Annotated in this window: 19 protein-coding genes and 1 pseudogene; 11 read left to right on the forward strand and 9 right to left on the reverse strand. The window is 69.6% G+C overall.

All coding sequences use genetic code 11. The annotated features are described in order from the left end of the window. Nucleotides 1-233: 233 nt before the first annotated feature. A pseudogene (locus AB0D57_RS39300) lies at nucleotides 234-377 on the forward strand (hydroxyacid dehydrogenase); the annotation flags it as partial. Nucleotides 378-476: 99 nt separating this feature from the next. On the opposite strand, the gene AB0D57_RS39305 reads toward AB0D57_RS39300, so the two are convergent. Next, complete coding sequence (locus AB0D57_RS39305) at nucleotides 477-785, reverse strand: DUF317 domain-containing protein (protein WP_362085098.1); 309 nt, start codon at nucleotides 783-785, stop codon at nucleotides 477-479. 287 nt (nucleotides 786-1,072) lie between these two features. Continuing rightward, the gene (locus AB0D57_RS39310; protein WP_362085016.1) at nucleotides 1,073-1,531 is read right to left on the reverse strand and encodes a nuclear transport factor 2 family protein; all 459 of its coding nucleotides are present in this window, start codon (nucleotides 1,529-1,531) and stop codon (nucleotides 1,073-1,075) included. Between the two features lie 135 nt (nucleotides 1,532-1,666). On the opposite strand from AB0D57_RS39310, the gene AB0D57_RS39315 reads away from it, so the two are divergent. Beyond that, nucleotides 1,667-2,557: a LysR family transcriptional regulator gene (locus AB0D57_RS39315; protein ID WP_362085019.1), complete on the forward strand. Its 891-nt coding sequence runs from the start codon at nucleotides 1,667-1,669 to the stop codon at nucleotides 2,555-2,557. A gap of 166 nt (nucleotides 2,558-2,723) precedes the next feature. Here the strand turns inward: AB0D57_RS39315 and AB0D57_RS39320 are convergent, their stop codons facing one another. After that, nucleotides 2,724-3,149 carry a cytosine permease gene (locus AB0D57_RS39320; RefSeq protein WP_362085023.1) on the reverse strand — a complete coding sequence of 142 codons (426 nt, stop codon included), beginning with the start codon at nucleotides 3,147-3,149 and terminating at the stop codon, nucleotides 2,724-2,726. Then, nucleotides 3,146-3,295 (reverse strand): hypothetical protein, encoded by a 150-nt coding sequence (locus tag AB0D57_RS39325; protein WP_362085026.1) that lies wholly within the window; start codon nucleotides 3,293-3,295, stop codon nucleotides 3,146-3,148. Before AB0D57_RS39325 ends, AB0D57_RS39320 begins: the two co-directional genes overlap by 4 nt. Before the next feature lie 312 nt (nucleotides 3,296-3,607). Between AB0D57_RS39325 and AB0D57_RS39330 the strand changes: the two genes are divergently transcribed. After that, a complete protein-coding gene (locus AB0D57_RS39330) occupies nucleotides 3,608-4,192 on the forward strand; it encodes a TetR/AcrR family transcriptional regulator (protein ID WP_362085029.1) in 585 nt (194 codons plus the stop codon). 73 nt (nucleotides 4,193-4,265) lie between these two features. Beyond that, nucleotides 4,266-5,786 (forward strand): PucR family transcriptional regulator, encoded by a 1,521-nt coding sequence (locus AB0D57_RS39335; RefSeq protein ID WP_362085032.1) that lies wholly within the window; start codon nucleotides 4,266-4,268, stop codon nucleotides 5,784-5,786. Between the two features lie 11 nt (nucleotides 5,787-5,797). On the opposite strand, the gene gabT is transcribed toward AB0D57_RS39335, so the two are convergent. Next, entirely contained in the window at nucleotides 5,798-7,174 is a 1,377-nt protein-coding gene (gene gabT, locus AB0D57_RS39340; RefSeq protein ID WP_362085034.1) for a 4-aminobutyrate--2-oxoglutarate transaminase, read from the reverse strand. 177 nt (nucleotides 7,175-7,351) lie between these two features. Between gabT and AB0D57_RS39345 the strand changes: the two genes are divergently transcribed. From AB0D57_RS39345 to AB0D57_RS39365, 5 genes are all read left to right on the forward strand, one after another. Beyond that, nucleotides 7,352-8,860 carry an aldehyde dehydrogenase family protein gene (locus tag AB0D57_RS39345; protein ID WP_362085036.1) on the forward strand — a complete coding sequence of 503 codons (1,509 nt, stop codon included), beginning with the start codon at nucleotides 7,352-7,354 and terminating at the stop codon, nucleotides 8,858-8,860. Continuing rightward, nucleotides 8,857-10,026: a CoA transferase gene (locus AB0D57_RS39350; RefSeq protein WP_362085039.1), complete on the forward strand. Its 1,170-nt coding sequence runs from the start codon at nucleotides 8,857-8,859 to the stop codon at nucleotides 10,024-10,026. Before AB0D57_RS39345 ends, AB0D57_RS39350 begins: the two co-directional genes overlap by 4 nt. A 32-nt stretch (nucleotides 10,027-10,058) precedes the next feature. Then, nucleotides 10,059-11,237 (forward strand): acyl-CoA dehydrogenase family protein, encoded by a 1,179-nt coding sequence (locus tag AB0D57_RS39355; RefSeq protein WP_362085042.1) that lies wholly within the window; start codon nucleotides 10,059-10,061, stop codon nucleotides 11,235-11,237. A gap of 47 nt (nucleotides 11,238-11,284) precedes the next feature. Then, nucleotides 11,285-12,190 (forward strand): 3-hydroxybutyryl-CoA dehydrogenase, encoded by a 906-nt coding sequence (locus tag AB0D57_RS39360; RefSeq protein ID WP_362085045.1) that lies wholly within the window; start codon nucleotides 11,285-11,287, stop codon nucleotides 12,188-12,190. Nucleotides 12,191-12,459: 269 nt separating this feature from the next. Continuing rightward, nucleotides 12,460-13,200 (forward strand): VOC family protein, encoded by a 741-nt coding sequence (locus AB0D57_RS39365; protein ID WP_362085048.1) that lies wholly within the window; start codon nucleotides 12,460-12,462, stop codon nucleotides 13,198-13,200. A gap of 518 nt (nucleotides 13,201-13,718) precedes the next feature. Here AB0D57_RS39365 and speB read toward each other — a convergent pair. From speB to AB0D57_RS39380, 3 genes are all read right to left on the reverse strand, one after another. Further along, the gene (gene speB / locus AB0D57_RS39370; RefSeq protein WP_362085051.1) at nucleotides 13,719-14,705 is read right to left on the reverse strand and encodes an agmatinase; all 987 of its coding nucleotides are present in this window, start codon (nucleotides 14,703-14,705) and stop codon (nucleotides 13,719-13,721) included. A gap of 274 nt (nucleotides 14,706-14,979) precedes the next feature. Continuing rightward, nucleotides 14,980-15,804: an MBL fold metallo-hydrolase gene (locus AB0D57_RS39375; RefSeq protein WP_362085054.1), complete on the reverse strand. Its 825-nt coding sequence runs from the start codon at nucleotides 15,802-15,804 to the stop codon at nucleotides 14,980-14,982. Continuing rightward, nucleotides 15,801-17,249, reverse strand: a complete 1,449-nt coding sequence (locus tag AB0D57_RS39380) for a cytosine permease (RefSeq protein ID WP_362085059.1) — start codon at nucleotides 17,247-17,249, stop codon at nucleotides 15,801-15,803. Before AB0D57_RS39380 ends, AB0D57_RS39375 begins: the two co-directional genes overlap by 4 nt. A gap of 169 nt (nucleotides 17,250-17,418) precedes the next feature. On the opposite strand from AB0D57_RS39380, the gene AB0D57_RS39385 reads away from it, so the two are divergent. Together AB0D57_RS39385 and AB0D57_RS39390 are read left to right on the forward strand one after the other, a co-directional pair. After that, a complete protein-coding gene (locus tag AB0D57_RS39385; protein ID WP_362085062.1) occupies nucleotides 17,419-18,036 on the forward strand; it encodes a TetR/AcrR family transcriptional regulator in 618 nt (205 codons plus the stop codon). A 961-nt stretch (nucleotides 18,037-18,997) separates the two neighbouring features. Further along, entirely contained in the window at nucleotides 18,998-21,475 is a 2,478-nt protein-coding gene (locus AB0D57_RS39390) for a SpoIIE family protein phosphatase (protein WP_362085065.1), read from the forward strand. Between the two features lie 140 nt (nucleotides 21,476-21,615). On the opposite strand, the gene AB0D57_RS39395 is transcribed toward AB0D57_RS39390, so the two are convergent. Next, nucleotides 21,616-21,732 (reverse strand): hypothetical protein, encoded by a 117-nt coding sequence (locus AB0D57_RS39395; RefSeq protein ID WP_362085068.1) that lies wholly within the window; start codon nucleotides 21,730-21,732, stop codon nucleotides 21,616-21,618. Nucleotides 21,733-21,865 lie beyond the last annotated feature (133 nt).

Consider the following 21,865-nt stretch of genomic DNA (forward strand, 5'->3'; position numbering starts at 1 on the left):
TCACGGCGAGTTGGTCACGAGTCTCATCCGGGATGCGCATACCACACCAACGAGCTTCAGGACGGGAAGCAACACTTTGATTCCCCGCAAGCCCTAAAGCCGATCTCGGAAGTCGCACACGTGACATGCCGAGTTGGACTACGTCACCGATCGCGTTCCACAGGAATGTGACGGCCACGTGATCGTCGCCGGATTGCCGGTGAGCCTGCGGCGCAGGCCGTCGTGATGAGGCAGAGGTCGCCGAGACCGCCCAGGGCGCCGACGCGCTCATCGTCCAGTGGGCCACCGTCACCGACGAGGTGTACGAGGCCGCGCCCACCGTGGGCCTGGTCTCCTGCTACGGCGTCGGCGTCGACAACTTCGACGTGGCGGGCGCCGAGAAGCGCGGTGCGCACGATCCGGTTCGTCCGCAGGTCGACCGCGACCAGTTTGGGACCGCCGTAGGAGGAGGCGGAAGAGGGTGCGCGCGGCCGGGGTCAGGGCACGGGAGGCGTCCCAGAAGGCGGCGACCCTGCGGCCACAGTCCCCCTCCAGAGGGCGCACCACGACGCCGGCGGTGTCCGACACACGGGCGGCGAGGGGGTGCCGGTTCCGTGGGCGAGGTTCTCGGCGAGGTCGGCCAGCAGCGAGCTGGGGGTGCAGGGGGATGCTGTGACGGTCCACGTGGGGTGGTCGATGCTGCGGCAGGCCCACATAGTCCAGGTGGGGAGAGGGCTGTTCGGCTTCTGGGTGGCGAAGGCGTCGAACTGGATGCCGACGTCTGCAGACAGGCTCGTCCAGCGGATCCAGCGTCCGTCGACGGTGTGGTTCCATCCGGCGTCGGCAGGCTCATCACCGGACGCCCGACGACGCCGTTGGCTCCAGTTATCAGGATCATGACAGTTACTCCTCTACTCGATGCTGAGTTCGGTTGACGCGGAGGATGGAGGCATGCGCCGGTCGTCGGTCATGGCGAGCCGTCCCGATCGGGTCGGGTGCTAAAAACGGGTGTCTACGGACTCGGGGAAGGGCAGTCGCCACGCGATGCGGCCAGGGTGGTTGATGCACCTCCCGGTCGGCCCGTCGGTGGTTGTCAGACGCGCCTACGCCCCAGGTGCCGGGGCGGTGAGCCCGTAAGCGGGGTGGAGTCGAGGTACCTGACCTCGTAGACACGTTCGCTGAACTTCCAGCCGTCGGACGTGCGCTGGTAGCCGTCGTGATAGAGGGCGTAGTTCAGGTGCGAGCTGCCGTCGTGCATCCGACCGAACTCCTGGATGTACACACGCCCGACCGCGGTGTCGCCGTCGAGCCGGATGACGCCGGGGTGGACGTTCTGCACGAAAAACTCCCACAGTCCTTGCCCCCACTCGATCCCCGCGCGGATCTCCTCGCGGCCGACGAACTCCTTGTCGATGTGCGGCCATCGCATGACGCCGTCGGGAGCGAATAGCGAGGCGACGCGGTCGAAGTCGCGCATCATCACCGCGTCGGTGACCTCGGCGCGCAGCCCCTCGATCTCGAAGCGATCGACGACGGCCTGCATAGCGCTCATCGGATTTCCCTGCCTTATCGATGCGTCAGTCAGGCGTCCACCGCCTGCCCGGTGGGTGATGTGTTCAGCATCGATGCAGGTCAGCGGCGGAACAATGTAGAGTCCGTGGAGCTATCCATAACATGGGAGCTATGCATGGAGCTTCGGGACATCGAGATATTCCTGACACTGGCCGAAGAACTGCATTTCGGCCGCACCGCGGAACGGCTTCACGTGTCCCAGGCCCGCGTCAGCCAGGCCATCCGCAGACAAGAACGACGCCTCGGAGTGGCCCTGTTCGATCGCACCAGCCGACGCGTGTCCCTGACCCCTGTCGGCCGACGCTTGCGTGAAGACCTCCAGCAGGCCCTCGACCTCCTCCACGCAGGACTCGCCCGCGCCCAAGCAGCAGGCCCGGGCGCGGGCCGGACCCTGCGGCTGGGCGTCTTCGGCCACGCCGGACACGAACTACGCCCCCTCGTCGACGCGTTCCGCACCCGCTACCCCGGCAGCGACATCGAGTTCCGCGAAATCAACGGTAACGACGCGTTCACGGCCCTGCGCACCGGAGAGCACGACGCGCACGTGCTGTGGCTGCCCGTCGCCGAACCGGACCTCACCGTCGGCCCCACCGTGCTCACCGGAGGCCGCGTGCTGGCCGTGGCCGCAGACCATCCGCTCGCCCAACGCGGCACCGCGTCCCTGGAAGACCTCGCCGACAACCACGTCGTCGACCTCGGCCCCGAAGCCCCCGAGTATTGGGTCGCCTCCATGGTCCCCACCCGCACCCCGCTCGGCCGTCGTATCCCCCGTGGGCCCGCCGCGCGGACCTTCCACGAGATCCTCTCCCTGGTCGCTGCCGGCCGCTGCGTCCACCCGCTGGGCGAAATCGCCGCGCGCTACAACAAGCCCCCCGGCATCGTCTTCCTGCCCCTCCACGACGCCCCCACCCTCGAATGGGCGCTCACCTGGCGTACCACCGCTGACAGTCCCACCATCCGCGCACTGGCGCAAACCGCCGCCGACCTCGGCCCCATCACACTGTGACAGCGACCGGGGCACGCGGCCAACCGGCCGCTACATCCACCACAGCTCCCGCCCGCGCGGCCCCGGCCGTGTTCGGATGGGGCCGTGGAGCATTCCTCCCGCGTGAGTAATCAACTCAACCCGGGTGTCAAATCATGTGACACCAAACTGCACTCTCTGCGGGTTCCTACTCGACCCCGGAGTTGGACGGGGATCTCCCCGGTGGCGCTGGGCCGGGAGGGTGCGGACGTTGTGACGCTGCTCTGTGAGTTGCTGGTGGAAGTTCCGGTTCTCCGTGATGGCTTGGTGGAGTGCGCCGACGAGGGCTTCGTTGTCCTCCCGCAGTTGGCGAAGCATCTCGGCATCCGCGGCACGGAGTTCCTTGAGCTTGCGGATCCGTTGCGACGCGGTTGCCGCGGACGCCGTACATCGCTCGTGTGGTGATCGTGCTCGGCGCACCCGTGCTCGGTCCGCTGACGGCCAGCAGGCCGACGAGCGCCCAGAACAGGTTGCCTACGAACAGCACGGCGAAGGACTGCAGCATCGACAGCCCGAGGACGGCAGCAGGCCGCCCACCAGGATGTAGAAGTAGGCGAGGTTCGACGACAGTCACACCGCGAACAGTTCGCGTGGGCGGCCATGGCGGTCCTCCGGACCGATGTACTCGATGCTGACGCTTTCGACCTTGCCGAATCTGTCGACGGCTTCCTGCGGCTGTATGGGGCCGGGTTCTGCGACGACGTGCGATGTGTCAGACATGAAGGTCACCATGCCTTGCGTTGAGCGAATGCCCAATAGGGCTGTTGGGCAGGGAGCCAACAGCAGGGCGCTTGGGCCTGTCAATGGGTCACGCACGGCATCTTGGGATATGGATGATCGAGGAAAGAGAGCTACTGCCACCTCGGTGATCCGCCGACTCGACGGGATCCCCACCTCGATCTAGAATGTTGGCCGTATGGCCAATAGCGGTTGTTTGGCTGTCTGGATAGACTGACCGCCCGGGAGTGAGGGGTGGATTGCCGAGTGGGGACCAAGGGGCGGAGGCTGAGTCCGCAGGAGCGACGCCAGGAGATGATCGATGCCGCCCTCGACCAGGCGGACGCGGTGGGTCTGGACCGACTGACCTCCCGGGACATCGGCGCATCCGTCGGCGTGGCATCAGGGCTCGTCCATCACTACTTCTCGTCCATGGACGAGCTGATCATGGAGGCGTTCGCCCAGTTCGCCACGGTCGAACACGACGAGTTGCGCTCGCTCACCAGGTCACTTCCCGCCCTGCCGGCACTGTGCGCACTGGTGGCCCGGCAGCTCAACGCCCCCACCAGGCACGCACGCATCTGGATGAGCGCATGGGTGGCGGCCCCGCGCCGCCCCGAACTGGCCGAAGAGGTCGACCGGCAGATGGTCGTGGGGCTGGACCTGCTGACCGACCTGCTCGCCCGGGGGGCGGACGAGGGCGTGTTCGAACTGTCCGATCCCCGCGCGAGCGCCTTCCGGATTCTCGTTCTGTTGGACGGCGTCCTCGTGCAGATCTCCATGCGCGCCGAGAAGTCCTACGGCGACGTGACCAAGATTGTCTGGGAGACGGTCGAACGCGAGGTCGGACTGACCGCGGGCACCCTCAGCGGCCACGGCGGGCCGGCGCCGACATCCTGACGAACGACACTCGCGGTGCTCCTGCGCCGGCCGAGCACGAAGGCCCCCTTCACGCATCCTGGAGGTGAACGGTATGGGCGTGCCCCTCACCTGGCTGTTGCGGCGTCAGGAACTCCGGCTGAAGCTGCTGGCCGGGCGTGGTGGCCTGGACCGCGAGGTCGACTGGGCGCACAGCATCGAGCTCGCCGACCCGGTGCCATGGCTCGGCGGCGGAGAACTCGTCCTCACCACCGGCCTGCGGCTGCCGGGCTCGGACGAGGCCCGCAGGGACTATGTACGGCACCTGGCGAAGGCCGGGGTGGCCGCCCTCGGCTTCGGAGTGGGACTGTCGCACGCGCGCGTGCCCGACGCCCTGGTCGAGGCGGCCGAGGCGGCTGGTCTGCCACTGCTCGAAGTGCCCCTGCCCACACCGTTCGTGGCCGTCACCAAGGCGGTCATGGAGCGGCTGGCCGAGCAGCAGTACGAGGGTGTGGTCCAGGCATCGCGCCTCCAGCCCCGGATGACCCGGGCCGCACTGCACGGCGGCGCTCAGGCCGTCGTGCGGGAGCTGGCGGTCTCCACCGCGACCTCGGTCGTCTTCCTGGACCACGACGGCACCCCACACGCCTCACACCCGCCCGGCGCCGGCATCCCCGGACCCGAACTGCTCGCCCGGCTGGGCCCGGCGGATCAGGCAGCGGCGGCGGTGAGCACCGGTCCCGACGGAGTGGTGGCGGCGCAGCAGGTGCGGGTGGGTCCCCGGGTGCACGGCCGGCTGGTCCTGGTCACGGACCGGCCGCTCACGCCGGTCGACCACCTCCTGCTCGGGCACGCCGCGTCGCTGATCGCCCTGGAAGCGGAGAAGCCCTCGCGGTTGCGGGACGAGCAGGGCCGCGTGAACGGCCTCTTCCTGCGGATGCTGCTGGACGGATCCCTCCCGGCGGCGGCCGCCGTGGACCACCTCACCGAGGCGGGCTTCCCGGTCCGTGACGGCGTGCGAGTCCTGGTGCTGCGGGGCGGGAACCCTCGGCGGGCTCTGGAGCGGGCGGGGGAGGAACTGGACCGGCGCGGGCTGCCCCTGTTCGGCGTCGTGCACGAGGGGAGCGCGGTGGTGCTGCTGCCCGGCGGCCGCACGGAGACGGCGCGAGCCCTCGCCGGCGGCGCACCGGCCCACACGCGCTCCCGCACCTGGGCCGGGCTGAGCGACGTACAGGATCCGGGAAGTGGGCCGGTGGCTCTTCGGGAGGCGCTGAACGCCGCTGCGGCGGCGCAGGCGCGTGGGGTTGCGGACCTCGTGTCCTTCGCGTCGCTGGCCGGACAGACGCTGGCCACCAGTCCCGAGGTGAGAGCGGCACTGGAGTCCCTCGCCGAGACCCGACTGGGCCCGCTCTCGGCGTACGACACCCGGCAGGGCACCGAACTGGTCGCCTCGCTGCGGGCGTTCCTCGAACACAACGGTCAGTGGGAGGCGGCCTCGGCGGCCCTGTCCGTGCATCGGCACACCCTGCGCAGCCGCGTCGAACGGATCCAGCACGTTCTCGGCACCGACCTCGACTCGGCCCACGTCCGCGCCGAGCTCCTGCTGGCTCTTTCGGTGTGGCAGGAGCCCGGCTAAGGGGTCCGGAGTCACACGGCTGACGCGGTCTCCCTGGCGAGGGCCTCGCCGAGGATGGCCAGACCCTCCTCCAGCAGGGTGTCGGAGATCGACAGCGGCGGCAGGAACCTCAGTACGTTGCCGTAGCTGCCGGCGGTGAGTACCAGCAGGCCCTCCGCGTGGCAGCGCCGGGCGATCCGGGCGGCGAGATCGGGGGCCGGGACCCGGTCGCCGGAGGGTTCCACCAGCTCGACGGCGATCATCGCGCCTCGGCCGCGTACATCCCCGATCACCGAGTGCACGCCGCTCAGCTTGCTCAGATGGTCGAGCATGGTGTCGCCGATCTCCAGGGCCCGTTCCAACAGACCGTGGGCCTCGATCTCCTCGAAGACACCGAGAGCGGCCTCGCAGGCCACCGGATTGCCGCTGAACGTGCCGCCCAGCCCACCGGCAGGTACCGCGTCCATCAGCTCGGCGCGGCCGGTCACCGCGCCCAGAGGCAGCCCGCCCGCCAGGCCCTTCGCGGTGGTGATCAGGTCGGGCCTGACCCCCTCGTACTCGCAGGCGAACATCCGCCCGGTGCGCGCGATGCCCGCCTGGATCTCGTCGACGATCAGCAGGATGCCGCGGGCCCGGCAGATCTCGGCGACCCGGGGCAGGAACCCGGGCGCCGGAACGACGAAGCCGCCCTCGCCCTGGATCGGCTCCACCAGCACGGCGGCCACATTGTCCGCGCCCACCTGGCGGTCCAGCAGGTCCTCCAGGGCGTCGGCCGCCTCCTCGGCACAGTTGGCGGGGCCCGTGGGCCAGCGGTACGGGTACGCCATCGGCGCGCGGTGGACCTCGGGCACGAAGGGGCCGAAGCCCTGCTTGTAGGGCTTGTTCTTGGCCGTGAGGCTCATCGTGAGCAGGGTCCGGCCGTGAAAGGCGTGGTCGAAGACGACGACGCCCGGCCGGCCGGTGGCGGCCCGCGCGATCTTGACGGCGTTCTCCACGGCCTCGGCGCCGGAGTTCACCAGGATGGTGCGCTTCTCGCCGGGGACGGGCGCGAGGTCGTTCAGCTTCTCGCACACGTCCAGGTACGACTCGTACGGGTTGACCAGGAAGCAGGTGTGGGTGAACCGGCGCAGCTGCGCGGCGGCGCGCTCCGCCACACGCGGGGCGGAGTTGCCCACGGTCGTCACGGCGATACCGCTGCCGAAGTCGATGAAGGAGTTGCCGTCCGCGTCGACGAGCACACCGCCGCCGGCCGCCTCCACGAACACGGGAAGCGTCGCGCCGACCCCGGCCGGGACCAGGGTTCGCTGACGGGCCAGCAGCTCACGCGAGCGCGGGCCGGGGATCTCGGTGACGATCCGCCGTACCTGTTCGAGGTCGGGACCGCCGACCGGTCGGGAAGCACCGGGCATGGGACGTCCTCCGGGGATGTGCGGGGATGGGGAGGCCGAGCCAAGCACCGCGCGACCGCCGGGGCCATGGACGGATCGGCGTGCCCAGGCCCTCGGACGCGGGACATTCCGTCCAGTGCGCCGCCGTCCGCCCGGTCCCCACAATGACGGCCTCCACGTCCACGGAAAGGAAGGCCGATGCGACAGAGCACGGACAACAGCCTGACGGCGGGAGGAGTCTCCCCGTCGGTCAGGTCCCTGCGGCACCTGGTCGCGGGGCAGTGGCGAGAAGGCGACGGCGACGAACTGGTCGACGTCAACCCGGCCCGTCCCCGCGAGACGGTGGCGGTCGGCCGGCTCGCGCAGGACCACGACCTGGACCGGGCCGTCGCCGCCGCGCGCGACGCCTTCCCCCGCTGGGCGGCCACTCCGCACCACGTACGCGGCGCGATCCTGGACCGGGCGGCCGGCATCCTCGACGCGCACGCCGGACAGTGGGGCGAGGAACTCTCCTGGGAAGAGGGCAAGACCCGGCCCGAGGGGATCGGCGAGGTACGGCGGGCCGCGGAGATCCTCCGCTACTACGCCGGTGAGGCGTCCCGTCCCGTCGGCGAGGTGTTCGCCTCACCCCGGCCCGGCGAACAGATCCAGGTGATCCACCGCCCGGTCGGTGTCGTGGCGGTCGTGACCCCGTTCAACTTCCCCGTCGCGATCCCCGCCTGGAAGATCGCCCCCGCACTCGGCTACGGCAACACCGTCGTGTGGAAGCCCGCCAGCGTCGTTCCCCTGCTGGCCGTGCGGCTGGCCGAGGCACTCGTCGAGGCCGGGCTCCCGGAGGGCGTGCTGTCGCTGCTCATCGGCGACGGGATCCTCGGCGGCCGACTGGTCGAGCACCCGGGCGTGGACGCCGTGACATTCACCGGGTCGACCTCGGCCGGCCGGGGTCTGATCGCCGCCTGCGGGCGGCTGGCCCGGCCCGTACAGGCCGAGATGGGTGGCAAGAACGCGGCGGTCGTACTCGCCGACGCCGACCTGGGGTTGGCGGCGGGGGAGGTGCTGGCGGGCGCCTTCCGCTCCTCGGGGCAGAAGTGCACCGCCACCTCCCGGCTCGTCGTGGCAGAGCCCGTCGCCGACGAGTTCCTCGCCCTGCTCACCAAACGCGCCACCGCGCTGCGGGTCGGCGACCCCCTCGCCGAGGGCACCGAGATGGGCCCCGTGATCTCCCTCCAGGCCCGGGACGGCATCCAGCAGGCCGTGGACGCCGCAGCCGCCCGCCCGGGAACCGACGTCCTCACCGGCGGCCGCCCCTACGACGACGACCGTATGACCGGCGCCTTCCTGCCGCCCACCGTGATCGAGCTGACGGGGGAGGACCCGTTGTGGCGCGAGGAGTTGTTCGGCCCCGTGCTCGCGGTCCGCCGGGCCGCCGACGCGAGCGAGGCCCTGGCCCTCGCCGACGACGGCGACTTCGGCCTGTCGGCCGCCGTCTTCACCGACGACCTGCGGGCCGTCACCGCCGCCGTGGAGCGGCTCGACGTCGGCATACTGCACATCAACTCCGAGACGGCCGGGGCCGATCCGCACGTTCCCTTCGGCGGCGCCAAGCAGAGCGGCTACGGGCCGAAGGAACAGGGGCGAGCCGCCCGCGACTTCTTCACCCGCACCAAGACCGTCTACCTGCGCGGCTCCGGCGGGCGGGAACGATGAGCGCTCTGCCCGGACTCCCGCTGTCCGGGGTGCTGGTCGCCGACTTCGGGCGCGTCCTGGCAGCCCCGTACGCCACGATGCTGCTCGCCGACCTCGGCGCCGACGTCATCAAGGTCGAACAGCCCGCGACCGGCGACGACACCCGGGCCTGGGGACCCCCGCACGCCCAGGGCGAGGCCACCTACTACCTCTCCGTCAACCGCAACAAACGCTCCCTCACCCTCGACCTGCGTGCCGAGCGCGACCGGCGCCGGGCCGTGGAACTGGTCCGCCGGGCCGACGTCCTGTTCGAGAACTTCCGCCCCGCCACGATGGAGAAGTACGGCCTCGACTACGACCGCGCACGGACGCTCAACCCCGGTCTCGTCTACTGCTCGGTGACCGGTTTCGGCGCGGACGCGGGCGCCGACCTGCCCGGTTACGACCTGCTGATCCAGGCGGTCGGCGGCCTGATGAGCCTCACCGGGCCGGCCCCCGGGCAGCCCGTGAAGACCGGGGTGGCCGTCGTGGACGTCCTGACCGGACTGCACGCGACGATCGGTGTCCTGGCCGCACTGCGGCACCGCGACGCGACGGGCGAGGGCCAGCACGTCGAGGTCAATCTCCTGTCCTGCCTGCTGTCCAGCCTGGTCAACCAGGCGGCCGGCTACACCCTGGCCGGGAAGGTGCCGGGCATCCTCGGCAACCGGCATCCGTCCATCGCGCCGTACGAGGTGTTCCAGGTCGCGGACCGACCGCTCGTCGTCGCAGTCGGCAACGACCGGCAGTTCGCGGCCCTGTGCCAGGGGCTGGACGCTCCCGGTCTCGCCGCCGACCCCCGCTTCACCACCAACACCGACCGCGTCGCCCATGCCGATGAACTGGCCGATCGACTCGGCGAGTTGCTGTCCGCCCGGACCGCGGCCGACTGGTTCGGCCGGCTCACCCCGCTGGGCGTGCCCTGCGGCCCCGTGAACGACCTCTCCCAGGCCTTCGACCTGGCCGAGCAACTCGGCCTCCGCCCGCGTACCACGCTCACCGGCCCGGACGGCCTTCCGATGGACCTGGTGTCCAACCCCATCGGGCTCTCCGGCACCCCGCCCCGGTACGAGTGCCGTCCGCCGGGCCTCGGCGAGCACACCGACGACCTCACCGCTTGGCTCGACACCGCTTGGCTCGACTCGTAACCCACCCTCGACCCGATCAGCAGGAGTACATGATGAGCGGCACCAAGCCGATGAAGGACCCCCTCGATCTGCTCGACCTCTCCTCCGTCTTCACCGACGAGGAGCGCGAGATCCAGGCCACCGTCGCCAAGTTCCTCGCCGACCGGGTGCGCCCGCACCTCGGCGAGTGGTTCGAGAACGCGCACTTCGCCCGCGAACTCGCCCCGGAACTCGGCAAGTTGGGAGTCCTCGGCATGCATCTGGAGGGCTACGGCTGCGCGGGGACGAACGCGGTCAGCTACGGACTGGCCTGCCTGGAACTGGAGGCGGCGGACTCCGGCTTCCGCAGCTTCGTCTCCGTGCAGGGCTCGCTGTCGATGTTCTCGATCTGGAAGTGGGGCTCGGAGGAGCAGAAGAACGAATGGCTGCCCCGACTGGCCGCAGGTGAGGCGATCGGCTGCTTCGGGCTGACCGAACCCGACTTCGGCAGCAACCCCTCCGGCATGCGCACCAGGGCCGTCCGCGACGGCGCCGACTGGATCCTCAACGGCTCCAAGATGTGGATCACCAACGGCGGCATCGCCGACGTGGCCACCGTCTGGGCGCAGACCGAGGACGGCGTCCGCGGCTTCCTCGTGCCGCGCGGCACGCCCGGCTTCACCACGCAGGACATCAAGCAGAAGATGTCGCTGCGCGCGTCCGTCACCTCGGAGCTGTACTTCGACAACGTACGGCTGCCCGACGCGGCGCGGCTGCCCCTCGCGGAGGGTCTGCGCGGCCCGTTGTCCTGCCTGAACGAGGCCCGCTTCGGAATTCTGTTCGGCGCGGTCGGCGCGGCCCGCGACTCCCTCCAGGCGGCCATCGAGTACGCCGACTCCCGCGTCCAGTTCGACAAGCCGATCAGCGCCTTCCAGCTCACCCAGAAGAAGCTCGCCGACATGAGCGTGACCCTGGGCAACGCCGCCCTGCTCGCCGTGCACCTGGGCCGGCTCAAGGACCAGCACCGCATCAGGCCCGAGCAGATCAGCGTCGGCAAGCTCAACAACGTACGGGAAGCGATCGCCATCGCGCGGGAGTGCCGCACCATTCTCGGGGCCAACGGCATCTCCCTGGAGTACTCGCCGCTGCGGCACGCCAACAACCTGGAGTCCGTCCTCACCTACGAAGGCACCAGCGAGATGCACACGCTGGTCGTCGGCCAGGCGATCACCGGCCAGGCGGCCTTCCGTTGACCGTCGGCTTCTGTCCCCATCCGCCCCAGTCAGGGAAGGAGGCCTCCATGGCCATGTCGATGCCCGCGTCCACGTCCCCTTCCACCACCGACGACATCCGCCGCGTCGGCGTCGTCGGCGCCGGACTCATGGGCAGCGGCATCGCGGACGTGTGCGCCCGCGCGGGACTGGACGTGGTCGTCGGCGAGACGGGCCCCGCAGCCGTCGAGGCCGGACACCGCAGAATCGCCGCGTCCCTGGACCGCGCCGTACGCCGGCACAAGCTCACCGAGGCCGAACGCGACACCGCGCTCCGCCGGATCCGGTTCACCACGGATCTGGCGGACATGGCCGACCGCGACGCGGTCGTCGAGGCGGTGGCGGAGGACGAGCAGGTGAAGACCGAGGTGTTCGCCGCCCTCGACAAGGTGGTCACCCGCCCGAGTGCGATCCTCGCCTCCAACACCTCCTCCATCCCCGTGATGAAGCTCGCCATGGCCACCGGGCGGCCCGAACAGGTCATCGGCGTCCACTTCTTCAACCCGGTGCCGGTGCTGAGCCTCGTCGAGCTGGTGCCTTCCCTGCTGACCAGCGAGCAGACCCGCACACGGGCCCGGGACTTCGTCACCGGCGCACTCGGCAAACAGGTCATCGGCGCCCAGGACCGGGCCGGCTTCGTCGTCAACGCCCTTCTCGTGCCGTACGTCCTCTCCGCTGTCCGCATGCTCGAATCCGGCTTCGCCTCCGCCGCCGACATCGACAACGGCATGGTCCTCGGCTGCGCCTACCCGATGGGTCCGCTCCGCCTGGCCGACCTCATCGGCCTCGACACCCTCAAGGCCATAGCCGAATCCATGTACGAGGAGTTCAAGGAACCTCTGCACTCCCCGCCACCGCTCCTGCTGAGGATGGTCGACGCCGGTCTCCTCGGCAGGAAGACCGGCCGGGGCTTCCACCACTACGCCCCCCGCTGACAGGACTGGTGACGATGAACCGACCCGGAAAAGACGGGATTTTCGGGCCGCAGGCCGCCACGAGTGAGTGCCTGGCCCTGGTCGACGGCCTTTTGTGACCTGGCGCTTCATCTGGCGAGTGAGCAGTTGACCTGGCGGGAGCGAGCGCTCTGGCCGGCGAGCTGAGCCGCTCTGGCCGGCGAGCTGAGCCGCTGTGGTCGGTGAGCGAGTTGATCTCTGTTTGCGACGGTACCTGCGGACGTCGTTGCAGAGTCCATAGGATCACCGGCGTGGCACTGCGACCTGTTCAGGTGAACATAAAGGCTCTTGATGGCTTGGCGGTCGGCCGGTTCTGGGCGGAGGCGCTCGGCTGGAGTGCTTACAGCCCCGGCGTGACCACCTACGTGGGACCCGTCGGCGGCATCGTCTGGCCGGACCCGGTCGCCGTCTGCATCGACGTCGTTCCCGTCCCGGAACCCAAGACAGCAACAAAGAACCGTGTGCACCTCGATCTCGTCACCACCTCTGCGGCCCATCAGGCGGAGTTGGTCGCGCGCCGCCGGGCTCTCGGTGCGACGCCCGCCCACGTGGGCCAGGGCGACGTGCCGTGGACGGTCCTCGCCGACCCCGAGGGCAACGAGTTCTGCGTGCTGGAGCCTCGGGAGATCTACCAGGACACCGGTCCGATCGCCGCGGTGGTGGTCGACTGTGCGGATCCGCGGGCCATGGCCAGGTTCTGGGGTGAGGCGATGGACTGGACCCTGCACGAGGTGACCGACGATCAGGCGGTGTTGCGCTCCGCCAAGGGTGTCGGCCCGTACTTCGAATTCCTTCGCACGCCCAGCGTGAAGACCGTGCCGGACCGCGTCCACCTTGACCTGCTGCCGTACCCCGGTGACGACAAAGCGGCGGAGGTGGCCCGGCTGCGGGCCCTCGGCGCCACCGACCTCGACCTCGGCCAGGGCGATGCCCCGTGGACGTGCCTGGCCGACCCGGAGGGCCACGAGTTCTGCGTCCTCGCCCCGTCCTGACGCGGAGCCTCAATGACACCCCGACACGTGAGCCTTGTGTGCTCATGCGCCATGGCCCCGGGTGGGTTGGGCTGTGGCGTCTCGGTTGATTCGGGCGGCGAGAACTTGCCTGTGGGGCGAGATCAGCTCGCTCGCCAACCACAAAGCTCAACTCCCTGGCTGACCACGCACGTCGCCCGCCAGGGGGACGAGCTGGACCGTCTGCGCTCGGCGGACTGACGGCGAGCAGATCATGACGCGGCTGCCTTCAGCACGCGCGGCAGGTGGATGTGAAGGTGCTCGACTTCGACTTCGGAACCTCCGCCCTCACCCTGCCTGTCTCGCCCGTGCACCCAAACCCTCACGACCAGGCTCAGGACGACCATTCGGCTCGGAAAACCGAGGGCCGCCGCCCGCTACGACATGGGTAAGGCCGTGCAACATCCGGCGACCATCGCCGAACGCGACCCGCTCAGTCCACGAGCAGTCTGCGGCACGCATACTGTCGGGCCAGGCCACAGCTTGTGCGGGTGCAGGGCTCATCGGGATCCTCGAGCGCACAGGGAGACGAACTCGTAGGCGAGGTTGGCTGCGGCGACGCTGGTGATGTCGGCGTGGTCGTAGGCGGGGGAGACTTCGACGACGTCGGCGCCGACGAGGTTGAGGCCCTTGAAGCCGCGGATGATGCCGAGGAGTTCCCGGCTGGTCATGCCTCCTGCCTCCGGGGTGCCGGTCGCAGGGGCGTGGGCGGGGTCCAGCACGTCGATGTCGACGGACACGTACAGGGGCGCGTCGCCGATCTGCTCCCGCAGACGGGTCACGATCTCGCGGACGGTCAGGGTTTCCAGGTCGGCGCAGTGCACGATGGTGAATCCCAGTTCCGCGTCGCTGATGAGGTCCTGCGGATCGTGCAGGGATCCGCGTATGCCGACGTGCGCGCTGGAACCGGGGAGGAAGAGGCCCTCTTCCGCGGCCCGGCGGAAGGGGGTCCCATGGGTGAGGGGCGCGTCCCAGAAGGTGTCCCAGGTGTCGAGGTGGGCGTCGAAGTGCACCAGGGCGACCGGCCCGTGGACCCTGTTCATGGCACGCAACAGGGGATAGGCGATGGTGTGGTCGCCGCCGAGGGTGACCAGAGGGGCGCCGTCGCGGATCAGCTCGTAGGCGCCGTCCTCGATCTCTTTGCTCGCTTTGGCGATGTCGAAGGGGTTGCAGGGCAGGTCTCCCGCGTCGACGACCTGCTGGTCGCGGAACGGCAGCACGTCGAGCCGGGGGTTGTAGGGGCGCAGGAGCCGCGAGGCTTCCCTGATGGCTGCGGGGCCGAAGCGGGCTCCGGGGCGGAAGGTCACGCCGGCGTCGAAGGGGACGCCGACCACGGCGACGTCGTGGCCGGGCACGTCTTCGATTCGGGGGAGCCGGGCGAAGGTGGTCAGGCCGGCGTAGCGGGGACTGCTGTGGCCGTCGGTCTGGCCGACGGGCCGTGCGGCGGCGTGGCCGGAGTCTGCCTGGGGGTCGTTCATGTGTGGCATCGGGTGGATCCTCCGTCGATCTGGATGGTCTGCCCCACGGCGGAGCCGATTCGGGGGGCGAGGAGCGTGACTGCGGAGGCGGTCTCCTCCGGTTGGCCGGTCCTCCCGAGGGGGATGGTGTCGGCGCAGTGCATGTGCATGTCCTCGGGGGTCAGTCCCGCGCTGTCGGCGTCGACATGGAGTTGCGGGGGTGTTGGTGCCCCCGGGAGCGGTGGCGTTGACGCGGATGTCTTCGGGCTCCGGCTCCCGGCCAGGGGGTTCCCCGACTGCGCCATCACGCCACGTCCTGGGTGACGCGACGTGAGGCGATGTATGCGCTGGTGAGTTCGCGCAGGCGCGCGCCGTCGAAGGACGGGCCGTGGCCGGGGTGGACGACGCGGACGGGCAGCTCTGCCAGACGGCCCATGGTGGCTACGTACGCGCGTGGGTCGGCGCCGTGGATGTCGTCGAGCAGTCGGCCGTCGTAGACGACGTCGCCGGAGAAGAGGGTCTGTGTCTCCGGCTCGTACAGGGCGATGCTGCCGGGGCTGTGGCCGGGCAGGTGGAGGACGGTGAGGTCGCGGTCGCCGAGGCCGATGATGTCGCCCTCGACCAGATGCCGGCTTACCCGGGTTGGACGCAGCCGGTAGCTGCCCGGGTCGTAGTTCTCGTGCGGAAGGGCCGAGATCAGCAGGTGCGGCACGGTCCCGGCGTCGGTTGCCGCCATGCCGAGCTCGGCGAAGAGGGCGGCGGAGGCCAGGGCTCCGGGCGGTGGGGTCTCGATGGGGTCGGCCCGGTGTGCGCGGCAGTCGGCGAACTCGTGGGCGCCGCCCATGTGATCGAGGTGTCCGTGGGTGATCACGACGATGGGTTCGTCGGCGAACAGCTGCGGAAACGCTGGGCGTAGTGGTGTCACGCCCAGGCCTGTATCGATGAGGAGACTGCGGTTTCGGCCCCGGATGTACCAGGTGTTGGCCTGCAGGAAGGGGTGCACGTGTGGTTCGTGGATCCGGGTGATGGCGTCGTCGATCCGTGTGGTGGTGAACCAGGTTTCGGCAACCGGTAGTTGGAGGGAAGACGCTGGTGTGGCGGGGGTGCCGTGCGGGCGCTGGGGAGTCACGGGCGGGCCGTCTCCCGGTTCTTGCTGAGCAGGCAGTAGACGGCGGCGGAGGTGAGCGGGCCGAGCAGCGCCGACAGGTCGAGACCGCCCAGAGCACTGGTGCCCGGCCCCACGAAGAGCGTGGTGTCGACGAACAGGAGCGCTACGACGGTGCCGGTGACCAGCGCGATGATGCCGGCGGGGTGGTAGCCGCGTCGGTACCAGAACGGGGCGTCAGGGTGCTCCTGGTGCAGTGCGAGGCCGTCGTAGCGGTTGCGTCTCAGGACGATGTCGGTGGCGTAGATGGCCATCTGCGGGCCCAGGAAGGTGACGGTGAGGGCCAGGATGTTGTTGAGGGCCGTGAGGAAGCTGGGGGAGAGCAGGGCGTAGGTGCACAGGGCGCCGCCGATGAGCGCGTCGATGTACACGGAACGTGCGCGGCTCATACGGACGCCGAGGGACTGCAGAGCCAGCCCTGAGGAGTAGGTGGTCATGACGTTGTTGGTGACCGAGCCGACGACAATGACCGCGAGGAAGACGGTGTAGAACCAGCCGGGGACGATGGCGCGCATGGAGTTCTGCGGGTCGCTCATGTCGACTGCGGTCCCGGCGAGGATGCCGATGCCGCCCATCACCACGGAGGGCAGGAAGCCGCCCGCGGCCGTGCTGAGGGCTACCTTCCATTTGCTGACGTCGCGGGGCAGGTAACGGGCGTAGTCGGCGCCGTTCGACCAGGACAGGGGCGCGGAGGCGATGAGGGCCAGGCCGATGCAGGCCGCCGCCCACAGGGCGTGGCCGTGCAGCGCGGTGAAGTGGGCCGGGTGGAGGGTCGCGTGCTGGGAGACGAAGCCACCGAGGACCAGCCCGCAGGCGCCCAGCACGACGGAGAACAGCACACTGAAGCGGACGATCGTGGCGTGCCCGTACAAGCTGAGGGCGAAAGCGGCGACGCCGATCACCACGGTGAGCGTGACCTTGGTCCAGTCGGCGGGGTGGAGGCCGAACGAGTCCAGCAGCGTGAAGCCGGCCAGGGCACCGATGGCGAGGTTGATGCCCTCGTAGGTGACGGCGACCAGCCACTGGAAGCCGGCACCGAAGATCCGGTTGCCCCGGATCCCGAACAAGGCACGGGTGACGACTTGGCTCGGTGTGCCCGAGGCGGGACCGCTGACGGCGAGGAGCCCGACCAGCCCCCAGAACAGACTGCCGAGGATCAGCACGGTGAACGACTGGGCGACGCTCAGGCCCAGGACCGACAGGGCGCCGCCCAGCAGGATGTAGAGGTAGCCGACGTTGGACGACACCCACACCGGGAAGAGCTCGAAGGGACGCCCGTGCCGTTCGCCCTCGGGGACGTGGTCGATGCCTCGGGTCTCGATCTTGCCGAAGGCGTCCTGTGGGGCTGATCCGCCGTTCGGGCCGGATGGCGTTGCTGTTCGTGTCTGTGTGTCTCCCGAAGCGGACATCTCGACCCCTCCTCGTTGAACATATGCTCAACTGCTTGTTGAGCGGATATTCAACAGAGTGGGGTTGGGGGCGTCAATACCTGCGACTGCTTTTCCCTGCTGCGATCACCGCGGAGCGGGCCCGGTCGGGACGTTTCGCGTTGAGCGGGAGATCAATAGACTGTCCGGCATGCTGAAGAAGGGCACCCGCCGATCCCCTGAGGAGCGCCGCCAAGAGATCATCGACGCGGCCCTGTCGCTGGCGGACACCGTGGGTCTGGACCGCATCACATCCCGGGATGTGGCCAACGTTCTCGGTGTGACCTCCGGGCTGATCCATCACTATTTCCCCACGGTCGACGACCTGGTCGTCGCCGCCTTCGCCCAGGCCGCGGCCGCGCACACCGGCCTGAACCGACAAGCTCTGCACGAACTGCCTCCCGCCGAGGCGCTCACTGCGCTCGTGGGCAGGGCGCTGGCGATGGGGAGGGAAGCGGCTCGTGTCTGGATGAGCGCCTGGGTGGCCGCCCCGCGCCGTCCCGAACTCGCGGTGGAAGTGGACCGGCGCATGCTCGACGGACTCGACGTCCTGGCGGAGATCCTCCGGCGAGGCCAGGCGGACGGCGCGTTCCAGCTGGCCGACCCGGTCGTCAGCGCCCTGCGCATCCTCGTCCTCGTCGACGGAGTCCTGGTCCAGATGTCCATGCGAGCCGACACCCCCTACGGTGACGTCCACACCCTCGTCTGGGACACCGTAGAACGCGAGGTCGGCATGCCCGACGGAAGCCTGCGATCCGCGCCCGCATGACCCGGGCGGGCGCTCTGGAACGCGGCGTACGAAGCAGGCACTCGGCGAACTGCCCCGGCTTCAGGAGGGCTGCAAGGCGCCGGGTTGCAGCCCCGACTCGATGGGGAAGATCCTCGACTGCGATTCCAGCCAGGAGCCCGCGAACCGGCTTCCCCCGGCTTCCAATGGACCGTTAAGGCTCGTAGCACGATCATGATCGGTGTTTCTTGAGGCGTCTCCAGCAGATGAGGCTGCAGGCCAATGAGATGAAGGCGTCGTGGAGTTCGGGTCGGCGTTCCCGGCGGGCGGCGAGGCGTTTGAACTGCTGGAGCAGGGCGACGGTCTGCTCGACGACGTAGCGGAGTCAGCCAGGCCCTGGATGTTCGGGGCGGCCCTTGCGGGAGATGGCCCCGGCGCTTGCGCGGTTCTTCGCGGTGGGGGTTGGAGTCATAGCCCTTGTCGCCGAGGAGTGAGTCGAGGCGGCGGCGTGGCCGGCCGGGGCGGCCTAGTCGAGGCCGCCTGAACTGCGGCAACGGACAAGGGGACGGGGATTTTCGTATGAGGCGCAGGTTGGTCCGGAAATATTCCGGACCAGATGGTCAGGACTGGGCTCGTCCAGGCCGCGGATGAACCGCTCGTAGTGTTCGACGATCTCGCCCAGCCCGAGACCCGCGATCGAGGACGGGTCTCGTCGCAGCTTCTCGACGTCGCCTCCCACTCCCGGCCAGCTCGGGGCGAACACCTGGTGGCCGAAGCGGCATAGCGGTCGATCCACTGCTCCCAACTGAGCGGAGTCACCCACAAGCCATGGATGAGGACAACGGGGCCAGTCTGCGGCCTGGCTGGAGAGGTCACGGTTTCCTCGCACGAGATGAGTCCGGAGGGGGCACTCCCGTTCGGGATACTTACTGTAATAATGGCGCACACTTGGATATTTTCCAGGCGTACCAGCCCTTATGCGCTCACTACGGGAGATGAGCCAATGGCTGAAATCCCCACGAACAAGGCCGCTGCCGCGCGACTGCGGGTGATCACCAAGGCGGGGGCCGAGCTGGCGGACGCCGAACTGCCGGCCTTCGTGCTCGATGCTGCGGTTACGGAGTGTGGCGGTCTGGGGGGCATGGTGCATCTGCGCGCCCCGGGCGGTCGCGAGTTGCTGCTGACAGCGACGCACGGGCTGGCACGTGCCATGGCTCAGGACTGGGAGGTCAAGGAAACCGGCCCCGAAGGCCCAGCCCGGGCAGTGGCTCGGGGAGCACCGGTGTGGGAGTCGCCTCCCCCCGGTGAGGACGGCTGGGGTGCGGTGCTGCCCAGCGCAGGAGGCGGGCTGCTGGCGGTTCCGCTGGCCACGCTCGACGGTGTCGCGGGCACGCTGTCCATCCTGACCGACCGGCAGCCCACACCGCGGCAGCAGGCGGCTGTGGAGGCGCTGGCGGAGTGGGCCGCCCCGCGCCTGCGTCCGGCCGCCGACGCGTGCTTCGAGGTCGACCGGGCGTGGCGTCTCACGTTCCTCAACAATGGGGCGGAACGGCTGCTCGGTGCCTCCCACGCACTGCTCGGCCGGACGCTGTGGGATGTCTTCGCGGGCCTGCGGATCGATATCGCAGAGCCGGGCCTGCCCGCGCGGTACCGGCAGGCCGTCGAGCGTAGTGCGCAGGCCGGTTTCGAGGTGCAGTGGCCCACGAACCGACGCTGGTACTACATGCGGCTGGTGCCGGGGCCCGAGGGATTGACGGTCTACGCCACAGATGTCACGGAGAGCCGAGCGCACGCAACCCAGCGTGCCGCCGCGGAACGCGCCGCAGCCGAGCGCACCGCCCGGATGACCGAGCTGACCGATGCCCTTGCCGAAGCTCTGACCATGAGCGATGTGATCTCCGCCATCGCCGATCGGGTACTGCCGCCGTTCGGAGCCGCCGGCTTCTTCGTCCAGCTCGTCGAGAAGGGCACCATTCGGGTCGCCGGGGCCGTCGGGTACACGCAGGAGTTCCTCAACGGCATCGATGGATCCCAGGTCAACGACATATCCCCGGTGGCCGAGGTCTACTACACCAGGCAACCGGCCTTCGTCGAATCGCCCGAGGAGTTCGTCGCCCGCTATCCCCAGCTGCACGAGGAGACCGGGATGCCGGCCGGGTCAGGGAAAGAATCCTGGGCCTTTCTCCCGCTGATCGCCTCCGGCCGCCCCATCGGCGCTTACGTCATCGCCTTCGCCTCGCCCCGCCATCTGAACGGGGAGGAGCGGGCCCTGCTGACCGCGCTCAGCGGGATGGTGGGACAAGCCATCGAGCGTGCTCGGCTCTACGACATGGAGCACAATCGCGCCAAGGAGCTCCAGCAGGGGCTGCTGCCGCGCACCCTTCCGTCACTGTCCTCGGTCACCGCCGCCGCGCGCTATCTGCCCGCCAGCGATGGCATCGACGTGGGCGGCGACTGGTACGACGTGATCCCGTTGTCCGGCGCCCGGGTGGCCCTGGTCATCGGCGATGTGATGGGACACGGGCTGTCCGAGGCGGTCACGATGGGGCGGCTGCGCACCGCGGTACGCACCCTCGCCGATCTGGAGTTTCCGCCCGCCGAGCTGGTCACCCGCCTCAACGACCTGGTGAACGAGCTGGGGGACGCCTTCTACGCGACCTGTCTCTACGCCGTGTACGACCCGGCCACCGCGACCTGCACGTTCGCCCGCGCCGGACATCCACCGCCGGCGGTCGTACTCCCCGGCCAACCGGTCCGCTTCCTCGGTGGCACCCCAGATCCGCCGCTGGGCGCGGCCCGGCCGCCGTTCGAGACCGTAGAGATGAGTCTTCCTGAGGGTAGCCTCCTGGCGCTGTACACCGACGGCCTGGTGGAGTCCGCCACTCAGGAGATCGACCTCGGGATGCAGCGTCTGGCGAGCACGTTGTCCGGGGCGAGCACCGCATCAGGCCCCGGGCTCGGCGCTTGGGACGGCCACCACGACCACAGACAGGGGGAAAGCGCTTTTCTGAAGCAGCTGTGCGACGACGTGCTCGCCCAGCTGCTGCCGCACAAGCTGGTCATGGCCGACGACGCCGCGCTGCTGATTGCCCGCACCCACACCATTGCTTCCGACGACATCGCCACATGGGCACTCCCGGACGGCCCGATCGCGGCGGGCGCGGCGCGCGAGAATGTGCGCAACCAGCTCGCCCTCTGGGATCTCACGCCGCTCACCGTGACCTCGGAACTGCTGGTGAGCGAGCTGGTCGGAAACGCCATCCGGCACGGCAAGAGCCCCGTCGTGCTGCGCATGCTGCGTGGGGAGAGGCTGATCTGCGAGGTCTCCGACAGCAGCCTCACCACGCCCCAGATCCGTCACACCTCGGAAACTGACGAGGGCGGCCGGGGATTGCAGCTGGTCGCCGCCCTTGCCCAGCGGTGGGGTACCCGCTACATCGCGGACGGCAAGTGCATCTGGACCGAACAGCGCATGCCCTGATGCGATGCTGCCCGTGGACGGCGGGCGGATCCGGAATCCGACGGCCCTGAGGTGCGGGGCCTCGACGGCCTCGGCATCTACCGCGTCCGGCCGCAGCCGTCACACCGGCGCCGTACCGAGGGCGGGCGTCAGGGGACCCATCACATCGAGGACGCCCTGGTCTGCGCTGGAGGCAGGAGGACGACTCCGTCGTCATCCGCGTGGAGGATGTCTCCGGGGGTGAAGGTGATCCCGCCGAAGGTCAGCGGCACCTCCACGGCACTGGTGCCGGCCTTGCCGCTCTTGCGCGGGTTGGCACCGATGGCCCGTACGCCAGGTCCGACTGGGTCAGGTGGACGTAGTGCTCGGCCATGCGGTCGGAGACCTGGCCGAGGTAGCGGCGGATGTGCA

The organism is Streptomyces sp. NPDC048275 (assembly GCF_040652275.1).
GTDB lineage: Bacteria > Actinomycetota > Actinomycetes > Streptomycetales > Streptomycetaceae > Streptomyces.

Coding starts and splice junctions, on each gene's coding strand:
- AB0D57_RS39310 (WP_362085016.1), bottom strand. CDS start 1,531: ATGAGCGCTATGCAGGCCGTCGTCGATCGCTTCGAGATCGAGGGGCTG.
- AB0D57_RS39315 (WP_362085019.1), top strand. CDS start 1,667: ATGGAGCTTCGGGACATCGAGATATTCCTGACACTGGCCGAAGAACTG.
- AB0D57_RS39325 (WP_362085026.1), bottom strand. CDS start 3,295: ATGTCTGACACATCGCACGTCGTCGCAGAACCCGGCCCCATACAGCCG.
- AB0D57_RS39330 (WP_362085029.1), top strand. CDS start 3,608: ATGATCGATGCCGCCCTCGACCAGGCGGACGCGGTGGGTCTGGACCGA.
- AB0D57_RS39335 (WP_362085032.1), top strand. CDS start 4,266: ATGGGCGTGCCCCTCACCTGGCTGTTGCGGCGTCAGGAACTCCGGCTG.
- gabT (WP_362085034.1), bottom strand. CDS start 7,174: ATGCCCGGTGCTTCCCGACCGGTCGGCGGTCCCGACCTCGAACAGGTA.
- AB0D57_RS39345 (WP_362085036.1), top strand. CDS start 7,352: ATGCGACAGAGCACGGACAACAGCCTGACGGCGGGAGGAGTCTCCCCG.
- AB0D57_RS39350 (WP_362085039.1), top strand. CDS start 8,857: ATGAGCGCTCTGCCCGGACTCCCGCTGTCCGGGGTGCTGGTCGCCGAC.
- AB0D57_RS39355 (WP_362085042.1), top strand. CDS start 10,059: ATGAGCGGCACCAAGCCGATGAAGGACCCCCTCGATCTGCTCGACCTC.
- AB0D57_RS39360 (WP_362085045.1), top strand. CDS start 11,285: ATGGCCATGTCGATGCCCGCGTCCACGTCCCCTTCCACCACCGACGAC.
- speB (WP_362085051.1), bottom strand. CDS start 14,705: ATGCCACACATGAACGACCCCCAGGCAGACTCCGGCCACGCCGCCGCA.
- AB0D57_RS39380 (WP_362085059.1), bottom strand. CDS start 17,249: ATGTCCGCTTCGGGAGACACACAGACACGAACAGCAACGCCATCCGGC.
- AB0D57_RS39385 (WP_362085062.1), top strand. CDS start 17,419: ATGCTGAAGAAGGGCACCCGCCGATCCCCTGAGGAGCGCCGCCAAGAG.
- AB0D57_RS39390 (WP_362085065.1), top strand. CDS start 18,998: ATGGCTGAAATCCCCACGAACAAGGCCGCTGCCGCGCGACTGCGGGTG.